This window comes from Curtobacterium sp. PhB191, assembly GCF_004346515.1.
GTDB lineage: Bacteria > Actinomycetota > Actinomycetes > Actinomycetales > Microbacteriaceae > Curtobacterium.
In genome coordinates this window covers 80,600-106,246 of sequence record NZ_SMBV01000011.1, presented here as the reverse complement: position 1 = coordinate 106,246, position 25,647 = coordinate 80,600, and the positions used below count along the sequence as shown (strand labels likewise).

Here is a 25,647-nt window from a genome sequence, read left to right as displayed (position 1 = left end):
CGTACGATGTGGGGATGCGTCGCAAGCCCCGCCTCGTCACTCCGGTCGACCGCGGTCGAGGCCGCTCCCGGCACGGACGCGGCGGGCGGTCGAGCGTGACCGGTCCCGAGCTCGCACCGATCACCACCCGCGCCGAGGCCTTCGACCGCATCGTCGGCGACAGTGCCCACTACCTGATCGGGCTCTGGCCCGACGAGCTGTCGGGCGTGGTGTTCCAGGTGGCCGACATGCCGACCGACGCCACCCTGCCCGACGCGATGCCCCGCTGGCGCATCGACCGCGACACCCGCAGGGTCACCGTGTTCCGGATCCCCGTCGAGCGGGTGAACCGCAGCCCCGAGAAGGACGACGCGGACCGGCGGATCATCATCGAGACGGCCGTGTTCCGCGCCGTCGGCGAGCTGATCGGCAAGGACCCGTGGGACCTGGCGCCGGACCGCTACCGCCACTGGTGACGACGCGGCACCCGGGGGCACCGCACCGACGTCACCGTCAGGGGTAGACGCGCACCGGCGTGGACACCTGGGTGGACGGTCGGACCGGGAACCCGGCGATGCCGTCGTCCCCGCGGTAGGTCACGCCCACCACGACCCCTTCGGCGCCGGAGATCGAGAGCTGCTTCGCGGTCTGCACGGGCATGGTGGCCGTGGCACCCGACAGCACCGTGATGGTGCGCTTCTCGTCGCCGGAGCGGATCGTGATCGCACGGTCCTCACGCGTCGGGTTCACGAAGTTCATGCGGACGCCCTCCCCCGGTGCCACCGCGGTGATGACCTGGTCACCCAGCGGCTCGGCCGAGGCGAACCAGCCGAGGTCGCTGTTGCCGTCGGCCGTCGGTGAGGTCGTGCGGGCACCGGCGACGACGGGCTGCGTCGACGTGACGGTGAACGAGTAGCGGCCGTCCGGGAAGTCGTCGAGCGCGACGTCGGTCACGACCCCGGGCTCGGCGGTGGCGTTCACGGTCGTGCCGCCGCCGTCCGCCGTGCTGATGCCGAGCGTGACGCGTGCCGACTCGGTACCGGGGACGAACAGCCGGACGACGGGCGCTGCGTCCGCCGTGTCGTCACCGCGCTGTGCCTCCTGCGCGCCGGCGAGCACGACGCCGGGGATGACCTGCGACCGCGAGGGAGCGGCGCCGCCGGAGACGATGTCGTAGCCACCAGGGGTCAGCGTGCGGACGACGGTCTCCTGCATGTGGGCGACGATCTGCCCGCCCGAGGACGACACGTGCACGACGGTGGATCCCTGGTCGGACACGAAGCCGGACAGCGGGACGACCTTCTGGGTGTTCGGGGCGACGACGATGCCGGTCGTGCCGGGGGCGCTGACCGTGCCGGTGCCGTCGTAGATCGCCAGGTCGACGGTCGCGTTCACGTCGGTCGGGTTCGACAGGGTGACGAGGCTGGTGCGCCCGGTCTCGGTCGAGCCGCCGACGAGCCAGGTCGACTGCGAGGGATCGTCGCACGACGCCGCGCCGGCACCGACCAGGTCGCCGCTGGAGACGCTCTGGTAGCTGCTGCCCGCGACCTGCGGTGTCGTGTCGCCCGCGGGGGCGGTGAGCAGGCGCGGGTCGCTGCCGCCGGTGGACGACGGGTCGAGCGAGGTCCGCTCGACGGTCGAGCCGGTCGTCGCCGTGGCCACGGTCGCCGACCCGACGGTGCTCGCCTGGGTGGCGTCGTTGCCGGAGTCGTCGGACAGGCGCAGGGCGCTGCCGGCGCAGACGCGCTCGGCGTCGGCGGGCACCGGGGTGACGGTGCGGCCGGCCGGGCGACCCGGTTCGGCCGCGGTGCCGTAGGCGTGCGCGGCCGTGACGGCGCCGGCAGCGACGACGACGGCGATCGCGGTCGCGGTGCCGCGGACGACCCAGCGTCGGACGGAGCGGGTGGTGGTGCTCATTCGTCGCGCTCCTCGTCGAAGGTGGTCGCGGGTTCCTCGGCCTCGATGACGTTCGAGGTGGCGCGGCGACGGCGCGGGGCCGTCGGCACGGCGAGCAGGGCGGCCGCCCCGAACACCACGCCGAGCACGACCAGGTACAGGACGTGCGTGGCACGGGCGGCGGCGGACCCGGTGGTGGTCCGGTCGACGTCGCCCTCGTAGTGGAACAGCTGGCCGTTCGTGGTCTCGCCGATGCTCGTGAAGAGCGCGTTCTGCCCGATCGCGCCAGCGGCACGGTCGTGCACGGTCTGCGCCTCGGGGTCGTCACCGGCGTCGTCGAGCAGGACGAAGCTGATGCCGAGTTCCTGCAGTGCCGGCCGGGGGTCGTAGCCGCTGCGGCTCGCCAGGTTGCCGGCGAGCGTCGTGAGCCGGGCGCCGGACTCGCTCAACCGCAGGGCGGTGGCGTCCAGGGTCGACTGGTCGTCGAGGGTGGCTCCCTGGCCGCGTTCGAGCGCGACCGCGAGCGACCCGTCGTCCTGCGGCACCACGACGAGCGTGCCGACGTCGGGGTTCGCCTGTGCCTCGGCGTTCACGTACGCGCTGAGCACCCGGCCGGTGGTCGGCTGGATGGCGGCGTTGCCGAGGTAGAACGCGGCGAAGGCGGGGGCCACCGCCACACCGGCGAGCACCGTCGCGACGAGTCCCGTGACCGGGGCGGCCTTGGGCAGCACGTCGATCCCGATGCAGGCAGCGACCACGATCGCGAGCCAGTACACCGACAGCCCGCTGCCCGGCCACACGATGGTGGTGGTCGACCCGACGCCGGTGACGGTCACGTGGGTGGCGGCGAACGCGGTGCCGAACCCGAGCAGTGCGACGACGAGCGCCGAGCCGGCGACGGCCCAGCGGTGTCCGAGCATCGCGCCGATCGCCGCGGCGGCGATCGGGACGGCCAGGACGGCCATCACGATCGGCAGCCACGTGCCGACGGCTGCGAGTCCGGACGTGGCGGGCAGCCACCCGCTCCAGTCCGGCAGCGGCTGACCGATGGACAGCTGCAGCGCGGACGGTGCGCGCGTGGCGGACGGGACGCCGGGGTCCGCGAAGACGGCGAGGACGTTGCCGCGCGCGACCTGGGCGAGGACGAGCGGCAGGAAGAGCACGGCGGTCGGCACCGGGATGAAGGCCCGACGGTGTGCACGGCGCCACCCGACGACGAGCGCGACGAGCCATCCGATCAGCAGGACCGGCAGCAACGACGGCGCCGAGGCCGCCACGACCGCGAACAGCAGCGAGGCGCCCGAGGCCCAGGCCCACGAGCGGTGCGCCTCGAGCACGGCGACGAACAGCCACGGCAGCACCAGGTGCGCGATGACGGCGCCGAGGTGGCCCGTCGTGACCGCGCCGACGAGCGAGGGCGCGATGGCGTACAGCGCGGCACCGATCACCGGCACCCACTTGCGCGTGGTGACCTTGCGGACCGCGAACCAGGCGCCGAGGGCGGAGACCGGGAACGCGACGAGCATCACGAGCACGACGGACGTCGAGGGCGACCAGAACACGATCGACCCGAGGACCGCCAGCACGGCGGCGAACGGGTCGGACGGACCGGTGAACCCGGTGCCGAGCGAGTGCCAGCCGTACCCGACGTTCTGCCAGAGCTGCCCGACGCTCGTGCTGAGGGGCAGCAGGCCACCGCCGGTCAGCGCCGGTGAGCCGAGCAGGGGGTAGAGCGTGACGACGCTCAGGACGGCCGCGGCCAGCACGACCCAGATCCCGCCGTCGCCGAGGAACGACGCCCGCGCGATCGGGGCGTCCTCGACCCGGGCGAGTTCGACGTCGCGCGAGGTGGTGCGGTGCTCGTGCACCCGACGCCAGCTGACCCGGAGCGGTTCGACGGCGGCCCAACCGAGCTTCTTCGTGCGGGCGAGGTTCCTGCGCGCCCGACCGGTGCCTCCGCCGAAGGCCACCGCGAACGCCGCGGCGAGCTCGGGGACGACGGCCGCGGGGTGCTTGGCGACGAGGTGGCCGATCGCCCGGCCGAGTGCGAAGGGGACGAGGGTGAGCCAGTGCAGCCAGAGCAGTCCGCCCGGCGCGTAGGTCATCCGGCGGTGCAGCTGCGCCTGCCGGTGCATGCGGACACGGCGGGCCTCGGAGACGCGCTTGCGGCCGAACTCCTCGACCGGACCGGCGGTGGTGACCTTCGCCTCGGGGACCACGGCGACGCGGTGCCCGGCCAGGCGGACCCGGACGCAGAAGTCGAGGGCGGCGTCGACGTCGGGCAGCGCCGGGTCGAAGCCGGCGAGCTCGGTCCACACCGAGCGGCGCACGAGCATGCCGCCGGCGGCGACGCCGAGCACGTCGGTGTGCCGGTCGTGCTGGCCCTGGTCGAGCTCGTCCTGCACGAGACCGATCGATCGGCCGAAGCGCGTCATGCTCTCGCCGAACGCGCGGATGAGCGAGGGGTCCTCGTCGGCGACGAGCTTCGGGCCGGCCACGACCACGGACGGCGCGATCTCGACGGCGGAGAGCAGGTCGGCGAGCGCGGTCGGCGACGGCGCGTTGTCGTGCCCGAGCAGCCACAGCCACTCGTCGACGGGCTCGTCGACGACGGCGGGCGGGGCCTCGCGCTCTCCGCGGGCGACGGCCTCGCCGAAGGGGCGTCCGGCCGGCAGGCGCAGGAGTTCAGCGGAGCCGCCGAAGGACAGGCCCGCGGTGGAACCGTCGGTCGATCCGACGTCGACGACCACCAGGTTCTCGGGGTGGCGGGTCTGGGCCGCGAGTGCGTCCAGGGTCCGGTCGAGGTGGGCCGCTCCGTTGGCGGCGACGAGGATCGCGGTGACTCTGGGCTGCATGACGGGCGTCACTCTACGGTCTGGAGGCACGGCGTCCGCTGCGGACGGCGGCGCGCCGTGAACCTGTGGGCGCGCTCACCGCGCGGTGCAGGACCGTCAGGCGCGTTTGCGCAACTTGCGACGCTCGCGCTCGGACAGGCCGCCCCAGATGCCGAAGCGTTCGTCGTTCTCCAGCGCGTACTCGAGGCACTGCGCCCGGACCTCGCACGACGTGCAGATCTTCTTCGCTTCGCGCGTGGAGCCGCCCTTCTCGGGGAAGAACGCCTCCGGGTCGGTCTGTGCGCACAGCGAGTCGACCTGCCACGCGAGCGGGTTCTCCTCGTCGTCCGTCTCCGGCCGTCGAACACCCGGGACGCCGAGCGCCACGGGGTCGACGTGCCAGTCCTCCGGAACTCCGGCGTGGAAGTCGGAACCGTTCACCCTGATCACCCCTGACGTCTCGATAACGGGACCACAACGATTGAAGTCGTTGCCTGTAATTACAGCGGTGTCATTCGCCTGAGTCAAGTCGCGGATCATAGAAGGCACTGACCGCTTCGGCGTGTCATGTCCCCCGTCTGGGCGTGTCGCGCCCGGTCTGTCGGGGTTTCGGGGGACAACTGACACGTCCTCAGCCGCTAGGAGGCGCTGCGGCGGGCCTCCCACGCACTCGTGACCATCTCGTCCAGCGTGTGGCGCATCGCCCAGTCGAGGTCGCGCGTGGCGGCCTCGCCGGTGGCCACGATGCGCGCCGGGTCGCCGGGGCGGCGGGGCGCGATCTCCGGGTCGAAGGCGATCCCGGTGCCCTTCGCCATGGCGTCCATGATCTGCCGGACGCTCACACCGTCGCCGCTGCCGAGGTTGTACGCCTGCTCGAGCGACTCCCCCGCCTCGAGCTTCTGCGCCGCGACGGCGTGCGAGTGCGCGAGGTCGGCGACGTGGATGTAGTCACGGACGCAGGTGCCGTCCTCGGTGGCGTAGTCGTCGCCGTTGATGCGCGGCGTGCGGCCGGCCAGCAGGGCGTCGAACACGAGCGGGAACAGGTTGTGCGGGCTGGCGTCGTACAGGTCGGGTTCGCCGGAGCCGACGACGTTGAAGTAGCGGAGCGAGGTCGTCGTGAAGCCCGCGGCGACCTCCATGTCGCGCAGCAGCCACTCGCCGATGAGCTTCGACTCGCCGTACGGGGACTCTGGTGCCTTCGGGGTCGACTCCACGACGACGTCGACGTCCGGGGTGCCGTAGACCGCGGCGCTCGACGAGAAGACGGCCTTCGTGACGCCGTTCTCGGCCATCGCACGGAGCAGCGTCGCCATGCCGGTGACGTTCTGCTCGTAGGTGTGCAGCGGACGCTCGACGGAGACGCCGGCGTACTTGAAGCCCGCGACGTGCACCACGCCGGTGACGTCGTGCTCGCGCAGGGTGCGGGCGACCAGCTCGCCGTCCAGGATCGTGCCCTCGACGAACGGCACGTCGTCCGGCACGAAGGCTCGGAAGCCGCTCGAGAGGTCGTCGAACGCGACCGTGTCGATGCCGGCCGAGCGCAGTGCTCGGACGACGTGGGACCCGATGTACCCGGCACCGCCGGTGACCAGCCAACTCATGGTCGCCACGCTAGCGGACGGACGGTGCACCCCGGTCGCGGTGTGCGGGACCGCGCCAGCCGGTGCGGCTCCGCGCTACCGGCCGGTCGCGATGAAGACCGTGGACGTCACGCCGTTCGACGAGTCGGCCTCGACCGTGACGTCGCCCTCGTCCGGTGTGATGAAGCAGGACTCGCCCTTGCGGAGCAACGTGGCGGACGTCGCGCCGACGAGCGTCACGACGCCCTCGGTGCAGATCGCGATCGACGGGCCGGCCAGCGGAGCCACCCCGCCGGTGCTCAGGCCGACCGGTCGTCCGTCGCCGTCGACCCGCAGCAGCGCGAACCCGACGTCCTCTGGTGCGAAGCGGTCCACGCCGGGAGCCAGGCGCTCGGGCTCGAGGACCGGTGCCGGGTAGGCCGTGAAGTCGAGCACGTGCAGGAGTTCGGGGACGTCGACGTGCTTCGGCGTCAGTCCCCCGCGCAGCACGTTGTCGGACGGTGCCATCAGCTCGATGCCGAGGCCGTCCAGGTAGGCGTGGATGTTGCCGGCGGGTAGGTACATCGCCTGTCCCGCGGTGAGCGTCACCCGGTGCATGAGCAGGGAGACGACGATGCCGGGGTCGCCCGGCCAGCTCGTCGCCAGGTCGCGGACCGTCGCCGTGTTCGGGGTGAGCAGGTCGTCGTCGAGGGCGACGGCGAGGTCGCTCGCGGCCTGCACGACGGCGAGCGCGGAGTCGTCGGCCGTCTCGAGCCACCGCACGGTGTCCTCGAGGCCGTGCTGCAGGTGCACCTCGAGCGGGCCGAGCCGACCGCTGCCGGCGTCGAGCACGCGGACCTCGGCCAGGGTCTCCTCGACCGGCCGGAAGCCGCTCAGGGCCTCGAACCGCTCGCTCAGCGCGACGACGAGCTCGGGCTTCGGGAACGGGTCCTTGTAGTTGCGCGCCGGGTCGTCGATCGCGATGCCCTCGCGCTCCTCGCGCGCGAAGCCGGCCTCGGCCTGCTCCGGCGTCGGGTGCGCCTGCAGCGACAGGGGCGCCGCCGCTGCGAGCACCTTCAGCAGGAACGGCAGGCCGGTGCGGTCGCCGCCCAGGGCGTCCTGCGGCTCGGCGGCGATCCAGTCGAGCAGTGTGTCGGCACCGCCGACCATCGCCGGGTTGACGACCACGCTCGGGCTGCCCGGGTGGGCGCCGAGCCAGAGCTCTGCCTGCGGGGCGCCGGTGACGGTGCGACCGAGGAGCTCCGGGATCGCGGTGACCGAGCCCCAGGCGTAGTCGCGGGGGGTGTTCGTGATGCCGAGGAACATGGGCGAGAGCCTACCGGCGGGATCCGGGGACTCCGGTGGTCCGCCGCCGCCGGTAGCCTGACGTCGTGACGAACACCTGGCCGCGGGCACGCGGGACCGTACCCGAGCGCGAGGCGTTCGCCTTCGGTGCGACCACGATCTTCGTGCTGTTCGCCGGGGACGCCGTCCCGAACACCCTCACCTGGGTCGGAGCAGGCGTCCTGTGGGCGCTCGTCGCCGCCTGGGGCATCACGATCCTGGTCCGGGCGAGGCCGCCGCTCGTGCGCTCCCCCTGGCCGCTCTGGGCCTTCCTGGGGTGGTGCCTGCTGTCCGTCGTCTGGTCGCACTGGCGGTTCGCCACGATCTCGAGCCTGACCGTGCAGGTGATCTGCGCCGCCGTGGCATTCACGATCGCGTCCACCCTGACCTGGCGCCGGATCCTCGACGCGCTCAGCCTCGCGCTCCGCTGGGTGCTGCTGCTCTCGATCCTGTTCGAGGCCGTCGTCGCCGTGTTCGTGCGGCACCCCATCGCGCCGATCTGGACCGACTACGGCGACGCAGACATCCCGGACGCCTTCTACTTCTCGCGCGCCGAGCTCTTCACCGGTGGCCGCATCCAGGGCCTGCCGGGCAACGCGAACCTGCTCGCGATGGTCGCGCTGCTCGTCGCGATCGTCGTCGTGCTGCAGCTCGCCGAGGGCCGGATGCGCCGGCAGCGGGCCACCGGCTGGCTCGTGGTCGCCGCCCTCGGGTTCGTCCTCACCCGGTCCTCCACGGTCATCGCGGCCGCGCTGGTCGTCGCCGTCGTCGCCCTGGTCGCCGTGTGGATGCGCCGGGTCCCGACCGAGCGACGCACCCCGCGCTACCTGCTGCTCGCGGTCGGCGCGGTCGTCGTCGCCGGCGCGGCGTTCGTGCTGCGCGGCCCGGTCTCGGAGCTGCTCGGCAAGGGATCGGACGCGACCGGCCGCGGCGAGATCTGGGCGAAGGTGCTCGGTCTGATCGACCAGCACGCCGTCGTCGGCTGGGGCTGGATCGGCTACTGGTGGCCCGGCATCCCCACCCTGGCCGACCTGGCGCACCGCAAGGGCGTCACGTACCTGCAGGCACACGACGCCTACCTCGACGTGTGGATGCAGACCGGCATCATCGGCCTCGTCCTGTTCCTGCTGTACGTCGTCACGACGCTGTCGCGCTCGTGGGCGTGCGCGACCCGGATCGGCTACGACGCCGCACTCCGTCCGCGCACGTTCGACCCGGTGTCGCTCCTGCCGCTGCTCGTCGTCGTCGCGCTGCTCGTGCAGTCCGTCGCGGAGTCCCGGCTGCTCTACCAGGGGAACTGGGTGCTCTTCGCGCTCATCGCCATCAAGACCCGGATCGTCCTGACCGGCGAGGAACCGACGTCGACCGGCGACGGCCCGCGCACCCCGCCCGCGAAGCGCGAGTTCCGCTGGGCCACCACGCGCTGATCGTCAGCGGCCCGCAGTGGGCGGTCCCGCGTCAGCGTCCCGCGTCAGCGGAACAGCCACGCGCACGCGACCGGTGACGACCACGGGTTCGAGCGCACCCGCACGACCTCGAGCGTCGGGTCGGCGCGACACGCCTCGGCGGCCGCGGGCAGCTGCTCCGCCCACACCGGCCCGTCGCTGCGCCGGGTGTCCGCCGGCGCGACGTGCAGGACGGCCGACGCGACGACGGCGGCGACCACGCACCAGGCGGCCAGCGCCCCGACGAGGCGACCCGTGCCTCCCGTCCGCTGCGCGACACGCGACCACCGGTCGGTGTCCACCAGCGCGGCGGCGGCGACCACCGCGGCGCTGACGAGCAGCAGGCCGGACGCGGCTGCGTACCGCTGCGGCGGGATCGCCGCCATGGCGGCCGTGGGGTTCGCCCACGGCTGCCCGGCACCGTCGTTCGCCAGCAGCGCCGCCCACCACACGGCACCGGACGCGACCGTCAGCGCGACGACCATCCACCGGGAGCGGGCCGGCCCGACGACGACACCGGCGACGAGGACCAGCACCAGTGCGCTGACGGGCACCAGGACCGGCGCCCAGCCGTGCTCGACGACCGTGGAGACCACGACGCCGAGGTGCGGGTCCCACGCGCCGGCGACGGGCCGGAGCAGGAACCCGGCGAGCACGTCGTGGAACGCGGGAGCGCCGGGGGTCAGGTCGCGCGGGTGGGTGAGCGTCGTGACGACCTGCACGACGGCCCCGGCGAGCGCCGCGACCGTGACGGGCAGCGGGAGCAGGCGCGCACGGCGAGACCCGTCGCCCCCAGGACGACGCAGCGGCCACGCGAGCAGGAGCAGCGGCGTGAACAGGATCGTCTGCGGTTCCGTGAGGACCGCGAGTCCGGCGACGACGGCGAGCCCGACGGCTCCCCACCAGGTCCGGCTGCGGTGCGCGAAGACCCACGGCACCAGCACGAGCAGGTACCAGTGCAGGTTGGCGGCGTTCCCGCTGATCTCGTACGGCGCGAGCGGCAGCACGACGGGCACCGCGGCGAGCACGAGGCGGAACGGCCACGGTCGGACCACGTCGCGGGACAGGACGAAGACCAGCGCGCACACGGCCCCGACCACCAGGCAGGACGACAGCGAGACGACCTGGGCGTACCGCGCGGTCGGCAGTGCGTACCCGAGGTCGACCACCATCCGGGGCAGCAGGTGCACGTACCCGGCGTACGGGTGCAGCAGGGTGTCCACGGGGCCGAGGGCGATGCGCTCCCGCAGGAAGACCCCGCCGTCCTCGGCCCAGACGGTGTTCCGGGGCACGGGGCCGAGCCGGTACCAGGCGAGCGCGCCGGCGGCGAAGCCGATGACGACCGCGACCAGCGGCAGGCCGGCGGCCCTCCGCAGGGGGTCCATTGCAGTGAAGCTAGGTCAGCATCGCGCATCGTCGATGACGCCACACCGCGGATCGTCGATACAGCCGTTCCGCGATGCGGGCGACTCGTCACAAGGTCGTACGCCAAGATGGACGCGTGACGGACGGCCGGGTGAGCAGACACGTGCTCGGGCGCCGGTACCTCTCCGCCTGGATCGGCTTCTCGGCCGGTGGACGGTTCAGCCAGGCGCTCGCGACGGTCATCGTGCTGTTCGGGTTCGGGCAGCCGACCGTCCAGGCCCTCGTCGGCAGGTCGGGCACGTGGGCCGTGCTCGTGACGCTGTTCGTCCTCGCCGGGCTGAGCCTGCTCGGGCAGCGGTACCGGATCGAGTGGCACGGCGTGCTGCCCCTGTCGCTGCTGGCGTTCGTCGGGTACTGCGCGTTGAGCGTGCTCTGGAGCGAGTACTCGTGGGTCGCCCTGCGCGGTCTCGTGCAGACGGTCTGCTTCATCGGACTCGGCCTCTACCTGGCGCTCGGGCGGGACCTGGTGCAGGTGATCCGGGCGTCGGGTGACGCGTTCCGGATCCTGCTCGTCGTCGCCCTCGGCCTCGAGGTCCTGTCCGGACTGGTGCTCGACGTCCCGCTGCCGGCCTTCGGGATCCGCGGCGACATCGCCTACGGCGGCCCGATCCAGGGCATCGGCGGCACCCGCAACTTCATGGGGTTCATCGCCGCGATGGCCCTGGTCACCTTCGTCGTCGAGTTCCTCACCCGCTCGGTCACCATGTGGCGGGCCATCGGCTCCACCGCCCTCGCCGTCATCGCGCTGATGCTCGTGCAGTCCCCCATCACCGGCCTCGCGATGATCGCCCTCGCCGTCACCGCGCTGGCCCTCTGGTCGCTCCGGCACGCACGGCCCGCCACCAGACCGGTGGTCAACGGCGTCCTCGGCGGCGCGGTCCTGCTCACCCTCGTCGTGGCCGTGTTCGCGCGGCACCGGCTGCTCGCGGAGATCGGCGCGGCTGGGGGCACGGCGACGCGCATCGACCTGTGGTCGCAGATCCGCGTCCTGACCGAGCGCTACCCGATCCAGGGCTGGGGGTGGGTCGGGACGTGGCCGACCGAGCCCGTCGTGCCGTACGTCACACTCATCGACCCGTCCGGCGCGCGGTTCACGTCCGGCCTCAACGCGTTCGTCGATGCGTGGCTGCAGCTCGGGGTGGCCGGCACGATCATCCTGGGGATCGCCGCGCTGCTGGCCTTCGCTCGGGCATGGGTGACGGCGACGACGTTCCCCGGGGTGGCCTACGTGTGGCCGGCCGCGGTGCTGGTGCTGCTCGCGGTGACGAGCACGGCGGAGAGCTACCTGCTGCACGGTGCGGGCCTGATGTTCTTCGTGACGGTGCTCGTGATCGCGGCGCGGCGGCGCTCGTGGCGCCGGCACCTGCCGCGGGCGTAGGTGCCGCGGGGGCGCGCAGGCACGGCGAGTGACGCACTTCGTGAGCAGGAATGGTCGAGTCCGCCGCGGCGACCCGACCATTTCTGCTCACGAAGCGCCGGCCACCGCGGTCGTCATGCCTGCTCGTGCGCAGACCGCCGAGGTTCCACGACACGCCGCCCGTGTGTCGCCGAGGTTCCACGGAGCGGCGGTGTGAGCGCCGAGGTTCCGAGATCTCGGAACCTCGGGGCAGCGCGAGCGGGCGCGGGCGCGAGCGCTAGGGGCGCGTCGGACGACCCAGGCGGCGCTGCAGGCCCCACTGCGTGACGCGGAGCATCGCCTCGACGACGATGGACCGGCTCATCTTCGAGACCCCGTGCACGCGGTCGCGGAACCGGATCGGCACCTCGACGATGCGGCCGCCCAGCGCGTCCACGCGCAGCGTCATGTCGACCTGGAAGCAGTACCCCTTCGAGTCGATCGAGCCGAGGTCCATCCGCGCGATCGCGTCGGAACGGTAGACGCGGTACCCGGCGGTGATGTCCCGCACGTGGATCCCGAGCACCAACCGCGCGTAGGTGTTCGCGCCGCGGCTCAGGGCCTGACGACGGAGCGGCCAGTCGACGACCGACCCACCGGGCACCCAGCGCGACCCGATCGCGAGCAGCACGTCGTCCGACGAGGTGACCGCGTCGATGAGCGCCGGCAGCCGGTCGGCCGGGTGCGAGCCGTCGGCGTCCATCTCGACCAGCAGCGGGTAGCCGCGCTCCAGGCCCCACCGGAACCCGGCGACGTAGGCCGTGCCGAGCCCGAGCTTGCCCGACCGCTGCAGCAGGTGCACCCGGTCGTCGTCGGCCGCGATGGACCGCACGATGTCGCCGGTGCCGTCCGGGCTGCCGTCGTCGACCACGAGCAGGTGGGCACCGGGCGACGCCGTCAGGATCGCGTCGGCGATGGCTCGGATGTTCTCGGCCTCGTCGTACGTCGGGACGATGACGAGGGCCGTGGTCTCGGCTGGGTTCACCGGTTGCCGAGGCGTCGCTTGATCTTCCCCGCGACGCTGCGCGGGCCCTCGGTGCGGAAGTAGTGCACCGCGCGCCCGACGTCGTAGCGGACGCCCGAGAGCTTCTTGCGGTCCGGCACGCGCACGCGCATCGTGTGGGGCGCGAGCTTCGTGGTGGTGTCGCGCACCGACTTGTCCGCCGCGCGGATCGGGTTCCGGCAGAACTCGACGAGCGGTGCCAGGACGTTCTCCCACGTGAACTGCTCGCGCACGCGGTCGACGTTGGCGATGAACTGTGCCCGGGCCTTCTTGTCGAAGAGCGCGGTCTCGAGCGCCGTGGCCAGGCCGTCGACGTCCTGTTCGTGCACCGCGACGCCGAGCTGCTGCTCGGCGACCAGGTCACCGAAGGAGTCGCCGGCCGTCGTGACGATCGGCAGGCGCGCCCACAGGTAGTCGAGGATGCGGGTGCGGAACGAGAACGTGGTCTCGAGGTGCTCGTAGTGCGTCGAGACGCCGGCGTCGGCCTCGAGCAGGTAGGCGCCGCGCTCCTCGTACGGGATCCACGAGTCGTTGAAGAACACGTGCTTGCCGGTCAGACCGAGGGCGTCGGCCTCGGCGCGGACCTTCGCGACGATGTCCATCTCGGGCACGTCGGGGTTCGGGTGCTGCACGCCCATGAAGAAGAGCTTCACCGACGGCCGGCGGGCGGCGAGCTGGGCGATCGAGCGGACCAGGGTGATCGGGTCGAACCAGTCGTAGATGCCACCGCCCCAGACGACGAGCTTGTCGTTCTTGCCGATGCCCGGCACGACTCCCTTGACCCGCGGCTGGTCGTGCACCGGCGGGGTCGAGGACAGCCCGAACGGCACGACGCCGATGAGCGAGCGGAGGTCAGCGTCGCGCGAGTACGTGCGGGCGTTCACCCGGCCGGAACCGGCGAGCTGGCCGAGCCAGAACATGCGCTGGCGCTCCGAGGCGCAGATGAAGTAGTCGCCGAGCTCGAGCTGGTGGTTGAGCGTGTCCGAGGCGTCGAGGATCTGACGGTTCCACTGGTCGACGTCGTCGCTGCGGCCCTGCTCGAGCTGCTCGAGGTGCAGCGGGTCGTACACGTCGACGACCAGGATCTTGCTCGTCGACTCGAGCACCGGGAACAGCCGGAGCGCGTGGCCCTGCACGATGATGACGTCGGCCCAGCCCTCGTGCTCGACCATCTGACGGGGGTGGCGGTGCGGCACGGTGACGACGTCGTACGACGGGTCGATCTGCGACGAGCGGGTCAGGCTGACCACGCGCACGTCGTGCTCGGACGCGAGCTGCTTCGCCATCTGGGTGGCGCGGATCGCGGGACCGGCCATCTTCGCGCCGATCGAGTCGCCCGTGATGATGAGGATGCGACGACGGGTGCCGACCTCGAGCACACCGAGGGAGTGCACGATCTTGTCGTAGCCGGCCAGGTAGTTCTCGATCGGGTACGCGGGCTCGTCGCGGTTGCCGAACAGGCGCAGGAGCTCGCGGTCGCTGCGGACACGCGTGGCCTGGATCGCGCGGCGCGACTCGGTCATCGACGGCAGCTGCTCGACGAACTGGTCGACGCCGTAGATGCCGGCCATGCTCGTCTTCGGCACCGGGATGGTGGGGACGCTGTCGTCGCCGGGGTTCCGCAGGTCGAGCTCCGTGGAGTCGAGCTCCCCGCGGCCCACGGCACGGCGGACGGCGAGCGCCAGCGAGCCGGGCAGGGCTGCGGCGAGCTGCTCGTCGCCGAGGTTCTTGTACAGCGTGAAGAGGGCGTTCCGCTCGAGCAGGTAGGTCTCGCGGAAGTCGCCGAACTTGTTCATCGACGCGTGGTGCTTGTGGAACGCGACCGACTTCGGCTGGTAGCGGAAGCGCCAGCCGAGCAGGTTGAGCCGCCAGCCGAGGTCGACGTCCTCGTAGAACATGAAGTAGCGGTCGTCGAAGCCGTCGAGCTGCTCGAAGAGCTCGGCGCGGATGAACATCGCGGCGCCGGTGCCGAACAGGACGTCGGTCTCGCTCTCCCAGCGGCCGGTGTCCGGTGACCCGGCGAAGGGCTTGTAGCCCATGCCGTACCAGGTCATCGCGGCCTCGGTGAAGTCGATGTTGACGCCCTCCCAGTCGAGGACCTTCGACGCCACGGCACCGATGTCGGCGCCGGACGCGAACGTGGCCATCGCCTCGCGCACCCAGCCGGTGTCGGGACGGGCGTCGTTGTTGAGGAACGCGACGACCTCGCCGGAGGACTTCTCGACGCCGAGGTTGCACCCGCCGGTGAAGCCGAGGTTGGCGGCCGCGTCGATCAGGGTGAAGTCGAGGTCGGAGGCCTGCAGCCGACCGAGGTGCTCCGGACCGGAGCCGTTCTCGACGACGATCACCTCGAGCTTGTCCTGCGGCCAGTCCTGCTTGCGGAGTTCCGCGATGCTCGTCAGGGTGTCGTCCGTGCCCTTGTAGTTCACGAGGATGACGGACACGACTCCCGGCTTGCGCTCTGTCACGCGAGTTCCTCCAGCAGCTGCCGCGCACGGCGCGGATCGGTGGCTCGGCCCACGGGGTGCCGCGAGCCGATGACACCCTACAAGGCGCGCCCCGCCACTCCCCTGTGGCCGTCGCCGATTCGTGCAGAATGGGCCGCGTGACTGCCGCAGTGATCCCGAACACTCCCCTGTCCTCGCCCCTCGCACCGGAGTACGCGGCCATCGCGGCCGGTGCGCACGCCGAGGGGCCGCGCGGCACCGTCCGGTTCGCCGTGTCGACCGCCGACCCGACCGAGGGCAAGGGCGACCTGTTCGTCGCACTCGGGCTCGCACGGGCGCTCCGTGCCGAGGGCTGGGGCGTCGCGATGTGGCCGCTCGAGCGCTGGGGCGAAGCGGTCCCCGCCGACACCGCCGTCGTGGTCAGCATGATCGAGTCGTTCGTCCCCGGGTACGTCCCCGCCGGCACCGCCCTGGTCGCGTGGGTGCGGAACTGGACCGCGAAGTGGGCGGCCCTGCCCTACCTCGGTGAGTTCGACGCGGTGTGGACGTCGTCCGGCATCGCCCGCGACGCCGTCGCCGCGCAGTACGACGGTCCGGTCGAGGTCGTCCCGATCGGTGTCGACCTGGACCTGTTCACCGACGAGCGCCCGCACGGGGCCGGCACGACCGCGGCCGCCACGGCGTCCGAGCGCACGGACCGTGCCGTCACGACCGTCAACTTCTGGGGCGTGCGCCGCCGCGTGCAGGACGTGCTCGCCGAGGTCGCCCCGGCTGAGCCGATCGTGTGGTTCGCCGCGAACGTCGACCACGTCGAGGCCACGGCCGGCGTCGAGCTCCGGCCCGCGGTGTCCTACTTCGCGCTGCCCGAGGTGTACCGCGCCGCCGGCTTCGTCGTCGACGACGTGATCGCCCCGGCCGCCGAGTACGGCACCCTGAACTCGCGCCTGTACGAGGCACTCGCGTCCGGGGCGCTGCCGGTGACGGACTGCGCGCTCGGCCTGGACGAGCTCGGCCTGTCCGACGTGCCGGTCTTCGACGACGCCGCGTCGCTCGAGCGGGTGCTCGCGATGCCCCGCGCCGAGCGCACGGCCCTGACGGCCCGACTCCGTGCCGTGGTGGTCGAGCGGCACTCGTTCCGTGCGCGCGCCGAGCAGGTCGGTCCGGTCCTGGACGCGGCCGTGGCGATCGCCTCGGGTCGGTCCGGCGAGCGGAACGCGTTCCTGCGCTGGGCGACCGCGCAGCGCGAGGTCCTGCGGCAGGCCGAGCACGACCGTGACGTCCACCTGTCCGGGGTGCAGGACATCAACCGGCGGCTCGTCGCGTCGGAGCAGCAGGTCGGCGCGTACGACACCGCCCGTCGCCAGGCCGAGGCGGAGCGCGACCAGATCGCGGCGCGGTTCGCGGGCCTCACCCGCTCCCCCGAGTACCGGTTGCTGCACGGCGTGGGCCTGATGGCCCGGCGCGTGCGCCGCTGACGTGGGACCAGCACCGACGTTCAGCGCGCTCACTTCGTGAGCAGGAATGGTCGGGTCCGTCCACCGGACCCGACCATTGCTGCTCACGATCCGCCGCCGTGGGCGCGACCACAGGACGGACGGGAGGCCCGTGGCGGATCCGCCACGGGCCTCCCGTCCGTCTCGGCGACCGTCTACTGCACGGTCACCGTCTTCGTCCCGAAGCTCTTGTACGTCCCGCTCGGCAGGTCCTGGTAGTAGACCCGCACGGTGTGCGTGCCGGGCTGCAGCCCGGTGAGCACCCGCGACAGCCCGACGTCCGAACCCCAGTTCGGGTAGTTCTTCTGCACGTCGGCGCGGGTCGCGTTCACCGTGCCGGGGGTGATCGCGACGCCGTCCAGGTGCATCTTGTACTTGACCGGGTCCCACACGTCGGGGTCGATCGCCCACCCCTTGACGGTGATGGTCCCCTTGCCGCCGGTGACGGAGTCGAACGACCCCTTCACCGCGCCGGTGTTGCCGGTCTTGCCCGTCGCGGGCGGGTCGATGACCGTGAAGGACTTCGTGCCGAAGCTCTTGTACGTGCCGCTCGGCAGGTCCTGGAAGTACACACGGACGGTGTGCGTGCCCGCGCTCAGACCGGTGAGCTGCACGGACAGGCCGACGTCGGAACCCCAGCCCGGGTGGACCGCCTCGACGTCGGTGCGCTTGGCGTTCACCACGCCCGGGTCGATCGCGACGCCGTCCAGGTGCATCTTGTACTTGACCGGGTCCCACACGTCGGGGTCGATCGCCCACCCCTTGACCGTCGCGCTGTAGACGCCGCCGGTCACCGACTCGTACGAGCCCGTCACCGCGCCGGTCTTGCCGGTCTTGCCGGTGGTGCCGGACGACGGGGCGGTGGCCGACGTCACCTTCACGGTCTTCGTGCCGAAGCTCTTGTAGGTGCCGCTCGGCAGGTCCTGGAAGTAGACCCGCACGGTGTGGTTGCCGGCGCTCAGCCCGGTCAGGCGGAGTGCCAGGCCGACGTCGGAACCCCAGGACGGGTGCTTCGCCTCGACGTCGGTGCGGGTGGCGTTCGCGGTGCCGCTGTTCGTGCTGACGCCGTCGACGTGGACCTTGTACTTGACGGGGTCCCAGACGTCCGGGTCGATCGCCCACGCGCGCACCGTGGCCGTGCCGGCGCCGCCGGTGACGGAGTCGTACGTCCCGCGGAGTGCTCCGGTCTTGCCGGTCTTGCCGGTGGTGGGGGCGCTGACGGTGACGGACTTCGACGCGACCTTGACGTAGTCGGTGCCGGGCTTGTCCTGCGTGTACAACGCCACGGTGCGGGTGCCCGGCGTGATGCCGCCGATCGTCTTCGAGAACCCGAGGGTGCTGCCGACGCCCTTGTAGACCTTGGCGACGTCGGTGCGGGTGCGGTCGGTGGTGCCGGTCGCCTTGCTGACGCCGTCGACCAGGATCTTCCACGGGGCGGGCTTCGCCGAGTCGGGGTCGAGCGCCCAGCCGGTCGCGGTGATCGTGCCGGCGCTGCCGGTGACGGTGTCGAGTGCACCCTTCGGGGCTGCGCTCACGACCGTGCGGGTGTAGCAGCCGAGCAGCGTGTTGCTGCCCTTGCCCTGGTTGATGGCGTAGGTGCACACCGAGTGCTTGCCGACGCTCAGCCCGGTCAGCTCGGTCGAGAACCCGTGCTTGAGGTTGTTCGCGCCGAGGGTGGCGGACAGGTCGGGCCGGTTCACGTTCGCGGTGACGGTCTTCGCCCCGGCACCGTCGACGTAGAACGCGACGCGGAGCGCGCTCGTGGTGTCCGGGTCGACGGCCCAGCCGCTGACCGTGATCGACGAGGTCGAGCTCGGCGTGACCGCGTCGACGTTGCCGTACGGGTTGCCGCCGCCGGTCGCCGAGCCGAACCAGTCGGTGTACATGCGCCAGAAGTTGCGGTTGCCGTACGCCGAGCAGCCGTCGCCGGTGCCGTAGAGGTTCGACATCGCGGCGGTGTTCGGGGTGTACGGGGTGTAGATGTACAGCCCCGCGGTCGCCTGGTTCTGGATGTAGACGGACTTGCGACCGCAGGCCGCGTTCGGGTTGAGGAGGATCGAGTTGGTCCGACCCGCCTGGTACGCCCACGAGGTCGGCGACGACTGGTAGCGCTTGAACTGGAGCGCGGCGGCGTAGACCTGCTGACCGAAGCCGAAGTACGCCGGGTCGCACGGGGCGGTGTCGGGGCACGCGAAGCCGGTGGCGTGCAGGTACATGTACGACGTCGGCGAGGACGTCGTGACGATGCCCTGCTCCTTCTGCAGGAGCACGAGGAGCACCTTCTGGCTGATGCCGCACGCGGCGCCGACCTGGGCGATCATCGTCGCGGCGGACTTGGTGCCGCCGGCGATGGCGCTGCACCGGCCGGAGACGGCGCCGATCGCGCTCATCTTCTGCGAGAAGTCCTTCAGGCAGGCGGGTCCGCTCGACGACTTCCGGCAGTTCGGGGCGACGCTCGTCAGGAACGACTGCACGGACGCGGCGTTCATCGCCGAGCCGTTGTAGAAGTTCGCGTCGCTGATGATGTTGCCCGGGTCGAAGTCGCCGGCGACGGCGGCCGAGGCGGACTCGGTCGTGGTCTGCTCGGACAGGATCGTGCCGAAGGTCAACCCGCTGACGGCGACGGCGAGTGCCGCGACGATCGCGAGGGAGGTCCGGAAGGGTCGGCGACGGCGCCCGTCCGACTCGGTCTGGATGGAACGCATCACGGCACCTCCGCCGGCATCGGGTCGGACGTCGTCGACGCGGAGCCGACGGCGTAGGTCAGGGTGACGGACCAGGTGCCGCTGGGGACCTGGGCCGCGGGGAACGCGACCTGCGCGCAGTTGACCGAGGAAGCGCTCGCCTGCGCCGCGCTCGTGGCGGTGCGCGTGACGCTCCCCTTCTTCGCGGTGAACGTGCAGGTCCCGCTGGTGTCGGTGGTGCCCGAGACGAGTCCGCCGGCCTGCAGCGACTTCGAGGCCGTGTCCCAGCCGCTGTAGGTGACGACGGCGGTCGCCGGGAAGTCCGACGGGTCGGTGTCCGGCTCGTTGGTCGAGCCGCTCCCCGGGAAGGCACCGGGGGTGTCGTCGTCCGAGGCGGTGGGGTCGTCGGTGGCCTCGGACGCGGGCGACGACGCGGTGCCGGTGGGCTCCGTGGTCGCCGAGTCGTCGGCGGTCGGGGTCGGACTCGCGGTGCGGGTCGCGGACGCGGACGGCGACGGGGTGGCGTCGTCGCCACCACCGGAACAACCGGCCAAGAGAACACTGAGGGCACCGACCACCGCGAACGCAGCGATCGGCCTGGATGCGAGGAGCATGCTGACGGGCCGTCCTGTGGATGTTGACAAGGGTCCGGGTTGCGACAACGGTAACCCCAAAGTGAAGGTTGAGGGTTGGATCGGTCCGGAATCACCCCCGCTCGGGGTGCACGACGGCCGTCGCCCATCCCTGCCGCGCGGGCCCGGTGAGTATGCTGTTCCGGTCCTGCCCCCACGAACGAAGAGACGTATGGTCGATCAAGCCCGCATGGCGGCGCTCGCGAAGGAACCCCTCGTCGTGATCGGCGCTCCGACGAGCGCCTTCCGCGGAACCTGGCGAGAGCTGCGCGACGTCTTCCGGCAGCGCGAGATGCTCGGGATGCTCATCCGACGCGACCTGAAGGCGCGGTACAAGGACTCGGCGCTCGGGTTCGTGTGGACGCTGGTGCGCCCGCTGACCCAGCTGCTCATCTACTACTTCGTCATCGGCAAGGTCCTCGGCGCCGCCAACGGCATCGACAACTTCGCGATCTACGTCTTCACCGGCCTGACCGCCTACACGCTCTTCAGCGAGATCGTCGCCGGGTCGACCGGCTCGATCGTCGGCAACTCCGGGCTGATCAAGAAGGTCTACGTCCCGCGCGAGGTCTTCCCGCTCGCCAGCGTCGGCGCGGCCCTGGTCAACTTCACCATCCAGTTCGCGATCCTGCTCGCCGCGACCGTGGTCATCGGCGTCTTCCCGTTCCACGAGGGGCTCGTCTACCTGATCCCGTCGCTCGCGGTGATCCTCGTCTACGGCGCGGCCATCGGCCTGGTGCTGTCCGCGCTCAACGTGTACCTGCGCGACGTGCAGTTCGTCATCGACGTCGGCCTCATGGTCCTGCTCTGGGCCTCGCCGATCGTGTACTCGTACGCGCGGGTGGTCGCCACCGTGAACACCGACTGGCTCATCACCGCCTACACGAACAACCCCCTGACGCTGGCCGTGCTCGGCATGCAGAACGCGATCTGGCTGCACGACCCGGCCGACGTCACGTACCCGGACCACCTGATGCTGCGCCTCGGCATCGCGTTCGTCATCGGTGTCCTCTGCCTCCTCGGCGCGCAGCGGGTGTTCTCCCGTCTGCAGGGCAACTTCGCGCAGGAGCTGTAGACCATGGCCATCAGCACCCCCGTCGCCCCGACGCCCACCGAGGGCACCGCCGAGCGGCCGGACGTCATCGTCATCGACCACGTCCGCAAGCGCTTCACGGTCCGCAAGGACAACACCCTGCGCGAGCGCATCGTCACGCTCGGTCGCGCCGGCCGCAAGCACCGCCAGGACTTCTGGGCCCTCGACGACGTCACCGTGTCGATCCAGGCCGGCTCCACGGTCGGCCTCATCGGCCAGAACGGCTCCGGCAAGTCGACCCTGCTCAAGGCCATCGGCGGCATCATCCAGCCGACCTCCGGCACGGTGGCCCGCCGCGGTCGCCTCGCTGCCCTGCTCGAGCTCGGCGCCGGCTTCCACCCCGACCTGTCCGGGCGCGAGAACGTCTACCTCAACGCGTCGCTGCTCGGGCTGAGCCGCAAGCAGACCGACGAGAAGTTCGACGACATCCTGGCGTTCTCGGGGATCGGCGACTTCATCGACACCCAGGTGAAGTTCTACTCATCCGGCATGTACGTGCGACTCGCCTTCGCCGTCGCCGTGCACACCGACCCCGACGTCCTGCTCGTCGACGAGGTGCTGGCCGTCGGCGACGAGGCGTTCCAGCGCAAGTGCCTCGACCGCATCCGCACCTTCCAAGAGGCGGGCAAGACGATCATCATCGTCACGCACTCGCTCAGCCAGGTGCAGGAGATGTGCGACCGGGTGGTGCTGCTCAACAAGGGCAAGGTGCTGCACGACGGCGATCCCGTCCAGGCCGTGAGCATGTTCCGCGAGGTCCTCGAGGAACGCCGCCAGGGCGAGCTCAGCACCGACGTCGCCGTCGGCCGCGGCAAGGTCCTCGGCGCGAGCGTGCACGTCGACGGCAAGGAGCCCCGCGCCGAGGTCATGCCCGGCGACGACCTCGTCGTGGACATGGAGTTCGAGCACCTGGACGGCATCGCCGACTGGGAGGCCGCGGTGCAGATCAACAACGCCGGCGGCCAGGTCGTGTACGGCACCACCACCGGCATCATGGGCCTCGAACTGCAGCCGCTGCACGGACGCCGGAAGCTCCGCCTGCGGATCGCCGACACCGCGTTCGGCACCGGCAAGTACTTCATCAACGTGTCGATGATGGACTCCGCCGGCCGCCACCTGCACGACATGCCGGAGTGCGATTCGTTCGAGGTGCCCGGATTCGAGAACGCCGTGGGCACGGTCTACGCGCAGCCCTCGATCGAGGAGCTGGACTGAGCCCGACCGACGACGGCACCGACGTCCGGACCCCGGGCGTCCCGCGCACCGCGGTCGTCGTCGTCAACTGGGAACGCGCCGACCTGACGACCGCGGCCGTCCGCGCCGTGCTCGCCGAGGGCGCGGCCGACCAGGTGGTGGTCGTCGACAACGGCTCGTCGGACGACTCCGTCGCCGTCCTCCGCCGCGAGCTGCCCGACGTCGACGTGGTCGCGCGGGAGCACAACGGTGGGTTCGCGGCCGGCGCCAACACCGGCATCCGGCACGCGGACGCCGACGTCATCGTCCTGCTCAACAACGACGCGGTCCCCGCGCCGGGCTTCGTCGCGGCGCTCCGCGACCACCTGGCGCAGGCGCGGCCCGAGGTCGCGGCCGTGACGGGCCGCATCGTGCTCGCCGGACGCTGGACGAGCCTCCCGGTCGGCGCGACACCAGCACCCGGCCAGCGCGTGCTGCAGGGCCACGACGGCCGTCTGTGGACGCCGTCGCCCGACGGCGAGGTGCGCCTCAACTCGACCGGCGTGCGCATCGACCGCGACGGCAACGGCATGGACCGCGACTGGTTCGCGCCCGTCGACCGCGTCGCGGACGTCGACGTCTTCGGGTTCTCCGGTGGGGCCTCCGCCCTGCGGCGGAGCGCGCTCGACGACGTCGGCCTGCTCGACGAGTCGCTCTTCATGTACTACGAGGACACCGAGCTCGCGTGGCGACTCCGCCGACGCGGCTGGCGCGTGGAACACGCGGCCGACGCGGTCGTCGAGCACGACCACTCGGCGTCGTCCGGGGTGCAGAGCGACCTGTTCCTCTTCCGCAACGCGCGGAACCGGATGGTCGTCGCGCTCTGGCACGCGCCGTGGGGCACCGTCCTGCGGGCGAGCGCCCGGACCCTCTTCCGCGGCCTGCGCGGGCTGCTGGCCGCTCCCACCCGACGGGAGGCCCGGCTCGTCCTGGCAGCGTTCGCGGACGTCGTCGGGGCGCTCCCGTCGCACCTCGCGCGGCGGCTCCGCGAGTCGCGGCGCGCGTCCGTCCCGCGCCGCAGCGTGGACCCGGGCGCATGAGCGCGGAGGGCTATCCTGGTCACTCCCCCGCCGACGGACCCGACCGTGGCGCCCCCGTTCGGAAGGACCCCCGCGTGCCGCAGCTCACCGTCCTCGTCGACGGGACCGCGGTACCGCGTGCACTCGGCGGTGTGGGCCGCTACGTCGAGGGGGTCGTGTCGCACCTGACCGACCCGGGGCTCGACGTCCACCTGGTGGTCCGACCCGTGCACGCTCCGCACTTCGCCGCCGTCGCGCCGCACGCGACCGTGCACACCGCGCCGGGCTGGACCGACTCGGTGCCGCTGCGGTTCCTGTGGGAGCAAACCGGGCTGCCGGCGCTCGGCCGACGACTCGGCGCGCAGGTGCTGCACTCCCCCCACTACACGTTCCCGCTCGGCTGGCGCGGCGGGTCCGTCGTCACCCTCCACGACGCCACGTTCTTCTCCAACCCGGAGTGGCACTCCCGGCTCAAGCGCACGTTCTTCACCTGGTGGAGCCGTCGCTCGCTGCGGACCCGGCCCGTCGTCATCGTGCCGAGCGCGGCGACGGCGACCGAGGCCGCGCGGGTCGTCAGCGGCATCCGCGCCGACGTCCGGGTCGCACCACTCGGCGTCGACCGTGCCGTGTTCCACGAGCCGTCCACCGCCGAGGTCGAGGACGCCCGGATCGCCGCGACGCTGCCCGAGGGTGCGCCCTGGATCGCGTTCCTCGGCACGATCGAACCGCGGAAGAACGTCACCGCGCTGCTCGACGCCTACGCCGCGGTGCGCGCCGCGCGGGCGGACGCCCCGTGGCTCGTGCTGTCCGGAGCGCGGGGCTGGGACGAGTCCGCGATCGCCCGGCTCGACGCGCTGCAGCCGGACGACCACGTGATCGAGGCCGGCTACCTGCCCCTCGAGGACCTGGCGGGCTACCTCGGCGGCGCGGAGTTCGTCGTCTACCCGTCGCTCGGCGAGGGCTTCGGGCTGCCGGTGGTCGAGGCGATGGCGTCCGGCGCCTGCGTCCTGACCACCCGGCGGCTGTCACTGCCCGAGGTCGGCGGTGACGCAGCGATGTACACCGAGCCGTCCGCCTCCGCACTGGCGTCCGCGATGACGCGGCTGCTCGACGACCCGTCGCTCGTCGCGTCGCACCGGGCGGCCGCACTGGCCCGGGCCGCCTCGTTCACGTGGGAGGCCACGGCAGCCGTGCACGTCGAGGCCTACTCGGCCGTGGCCCGGGACGCGCGGGCCGGGGGTACCCGGTGATCCGCGTCGCCGTGCTGACGGTCACCTACAACACCGGCGAGACCATCCGGCCGTTCCTGGCGAGCGTCGCGGCGGCGTCCTCGGAGCCGGTCGCCGTCGTGATCGCCGACAACGGCTCCGCCGACATCGACGCACTGCGGGCGATCGGTGAGTCCTACGGTGCCGTCGTGGTGTCCTCCGGGGGCAACCGCGGCTACGGCGGGGGCATCGACGCCGCACTGAGCGCCCTCGACGACGTCCTGCCCGACGTCCGCCCCGAGTTCCTGCTCGTCACGAACCCCGACGTCGTGCTCGCACCCGGCTCGATCGACGAACTCGTCCGCGCCGCCGACCGGCTGCCGTCCGGCGGGTCGTTCGGGCCGCGGATCCTCGACGAGCAGGGTGAGACGTACCCGTCCGCACGCCAGCTGCCGTCGCTCCGGACCGGGCTCGGCCACGCGGCGTTCTCGCGGCTCTGGCCCGCCAATCCGTGGAGCCAGCGGTACTGGTCCACCACGCAGGTCGTCGAGCGCGAGGCCGGCTGGCTGTCCGGCGCGTGCTTCCTCATCCGGACGTCGGTGTTCCGCGAGCTCGGCGGGTTCGACGAGTCGTACTTCATGTACTTCGAGGACGTCGACCTGGGCCAGCGCGTCGGTCGCTCCGGCCGCGCGAACGTGTACGTGCCGACGGCCGTGGTCACCCACACCGGGGCGCACTCGACGTCGTCCAACCGGCGCCGGATGGAGATCGAGCACCACCGCAGCGCGTACCGGTTCCTGTCGCGGAAGTACCGGGCGTGGTGGCTCTGGCCGCTGCGCGTCGCCCTGCACGCGGGCCTCTCCGCCCGCGCCCGCTGGGTCACACGCAAGTAGCCCGGTCGGGGTCTTTGCGCGCGGGGTTCTGCCATCGCGCCCCCGCACGGTCGTGGGGGCCCCC

At 72.0% G+C, this 25,647-nt stretch carries 19 protein-coding genes; 9 read left to right on the top strand and 10 right to left on the bottom strand.

Annotated elements, in window-relative coordinates; translation table 11 throughout:
- Positions 1-14 precede the first annotated feature (14 nt).
- Entirely contained in the window at positions 15-455 is a 441-nt protein-coding gene (locus tag EDF48_RS16930) for a metallopeptidase family protein (protein WP_123938728.1), read from the top strand.
- A gap of 37 nt (positions 456-492) precedes the next feature.
- Here the strand turns inward: EDF48_RS16930 and EDF48_RS16925 are convergent, their stop codons facing one another.
- The 5 genes from EDF48_RS16925 to manA form a co-directional block, all read right to left on the bottom strand.
- On the bottom strand, positions 493-1,896 hold the full coding sequence (locus tag EDF48_RS16925; protein WP_123938727.1) for a DUF5719 family protein: 1,404 nt from the start codon (positions 1,894-1,896) through the stop codon (positions 493-495).
- Positions 1,893-4,730: a glycosyltransferase family 2 protein gene (locus EDF48_RS16920; RefSeq protein WP_131881445.1), complete on the bottom strand. Its 2,838-nt coding sequence runs from the start codon at positions 4,728-4,730 to the stop codon at positions 1,893-1,895. The genes EDF48_RS16925 and EDF48_RS16920 overlap by 4 nt, the downstream gene beginning before the upstream one ends.
- A gap of 96 nt (positions 4,731-4,826) precedes the next feature.
- Complete coding sequence (locus EDF48_RS16915; RefSeq protein ID WP_111085981.1) at positions 4,827-5,150, bottom strand: WhiB family transcriptional regulator; 324 nt, start codon at positions 5,148-5,150, stop codon at positions 4,827-4,829.
- Between the two features lie 197 nt (positions 5,151-5,347).
- Positions 5,348-6,310 (bottom strand): UDP-glucose 4-epimerase GalE, encoded by a 963-nt coding sequence (galE, locus tag EDF48_RS16910; protein WP_123292353.1) that lies wholly within the window; start codon positions 6,308-6,310, stop codon positions 5,348-5,350.
- Positions 6,311-6,385: 75 nt separating this feature from the next.
- Positions 6,386-7,594, bottom strand: coding sequence for a mannose-6-phosphate isomerase, class I (gene manA / locus EDF48_RS16905; protein WP_131845599.1), 1,209 nt, complete (start codon positions 7,592-7,594; stop codon positions 6,386-6,388).
- Positions 7,595-7,659: 65 nt separating this feature from the next.
- Here manA and EDF48_RS16900 point away from each other — a divergent pair, with 65 nt between their 5' ends.
- Positions 7,660-9,039 (top strand): O-antigen ligase family protein, encoded by a 1,380-nt coding sequence (locus EDF48_RS16900; RefSeq protein ID WP_131881443.1) that lies wholly within the window; start codon positions 7,660-7,662, stop codon positions 9,037-9,039.
- 44 nt (positions 9,040-9,083) lie between these two features.
- Here EDF48_RS16900 and EDF48_RS16895 read toward each other — a convergent pair whose 3' ends face one another.
- The gene (locus tag EDF48_RS16895) at positions 9,084-10,442 is read right to left on the bottom strand and encodes a hypothetical protein (protein WP_131881441.1); all 1,359 of its coding nucleotides are present in this window, start codon (positions 10,440-10,442) and stop codon (positions 9,084-9,086) included.
- 131 nt (positions 10,443-10,573) lie between these two features.
- Here EDF48_RS16895 and EDF48_RS16890 point away from each other — a divergent pair, with 131 nt between their 5' ends.
- Positions 10,574-11,860: an O-antigen ligase family protein gene (locus tag EDF48_RS16890; RefSeq protein ID WP_123938722.1), complete on the top strand. Its 1,287-nt coding sequence runs from the start codon at positions 10,574-10,576 to the stop codon at positions 11,858-11,860.
- 256 nt (positions 11,861-12,116) lie between these two features.
- Here EDF48_RS16890 and EDF48_RS16885 read toward each other — a convergent pair whose 3' ends face one another.
- Entirely contained in the window at positions 12,117-12,863 is a 747-nt protein-coding gene (locus EDF48_RS16885; protein WP_123938721.1) for a polyprenol monophosphomannose synthase, read from the bottom strand.
- Positions 12,860-15,349 (bottom strand): glycosyltransferase, encoded by a 2,490-nt coding sequence (locus EDF48_RS16880; protein WP_123938720.1) that lies wholly within the window; start codon positions 15,347-15,349, stop codon positions 12,860-12,862. The genes EDF48_RS16885 and EDF48_RS16880 overlap by 4 nt, the downstream gene beginning before the upstream one ends.
- 137 nt (positions 15,350-15,486) lie before the next feature.
- Here EDF48_RS16880 and EDF48_RS16875 point away from each other — a divergent pair, with 137 nt between their 5' ends.
- A complete protein-coding gene (locus tag EDF48_RS16875; protein ID WP_165932445.1) occupies positions 15,487-16,803 on the top strand; it encodes a glycosyltransferase in 1,317 nt (438 codons plus the stop codon).
- Between the two features lie 173 nt (positions 16,804-16,976).
- Here the strand turns inward: EDF48_RS16875 and EDF48_RS16870 are convergent, their stop codons facing one another.
- Together EDF48_RS16870 and EDF48_RS16865 are read right to left on the bottom strand one after the other, a co-directional pair.
- Positions 16,977-19,526 (bottom strand): hypothetical protein, encoded by a 2,550-nt coding sequence (locus EDF48_RS16870; RefSeq protein WP_131881437.1) that lies wholly within the window; start codon positions 19,524-19,526, stop codon positions 16,977-16,979.
- Positions 19,526-20,119, bottom strand: a complete 594-nt coding sequence (locus EDF48_RS16865) for a hypothetical protein (protein WP_131881435.1) — start codon at positions 20,117-20,119, stop codon at positions 19,526-19,528. Before EDF48_RS16865 ends, EDF48_RS16870 begins: the two co-directional genes overlap by 1 nt.
- A gap of 190 nt (positions 20,120-20,309) precedes the next feature.
- On the opposite strand from EDF48_RS16865, the gene EDF48_RS16860 reads away from it, so the two are divergent.
- From EDF48_RS16860 to EDF48_RS16840, 5 genes are all read left to right on the top strand, one after another.
- Complete coding sequence (locus EDF48_RS16860; RefSeq protein WP_131881433.1) at positions 20,310-21,212, top strand: ABC transporter permease; 903 nt, start codon at positions 20,310-20,312, stop codon at positions 21,210-21,212.
- A gap of 3 nt (positions 21,213-21,215) precedes the next feature.
- Positions 21,216-22,445, top strand: coding sequence for an ABC transporter ATP-binding protein (locus tag EDF48_RS16855; protein WP_123292226.1), 1,230 nt, complete (start codon positions 21,216-21,218; stop codon positions 22,443-22,445).
- Positions 22,364-23,503: a glycosyltransferase family 2 protein gene (locus EDF48_RS16850; RefSeq protein ID WP_207913286.1), complete on the top strand. Its 1,140-nt coding sequence runs from the start codon at positions 22,364-22,366 to the stop codon at positions 23,501-23,503. Before EDF48_RS16855 ends, EDF48_RS16850 begins: the two co-directional genes overlap by 82 nt.
- 74 nt (positions 23,504-23,577) lie before the next feature.
- Positions 23,578-24,732 carry a glycosyltransferase family 1 protein gene (locus tag EDF48_RS16845; protein WP_243698132.1) on the top strand — a complete coding sequence of 385 codons (1,155 nt, stop codon included), beginning with the start codon at positions 23,578-23,580 and terminating at the stop codon, positions 24,730-24,732.
- Entirely contained in the window at positions 24,729-25,583 is an 855-nt protein-coding gene (locus EDF48_RS16840; RefSeq protein ID WP_131881429.1) for a glycosyltransferase family 2 protein, read from the top strand. Before EDF48_RS16845 ends, EDF48_RS16840 begins: the two co-directional genes overlap by 4 nt.
- The last annotated feature ends 64 nt before the right edge of the window (positions 25,584-25,647 follow it).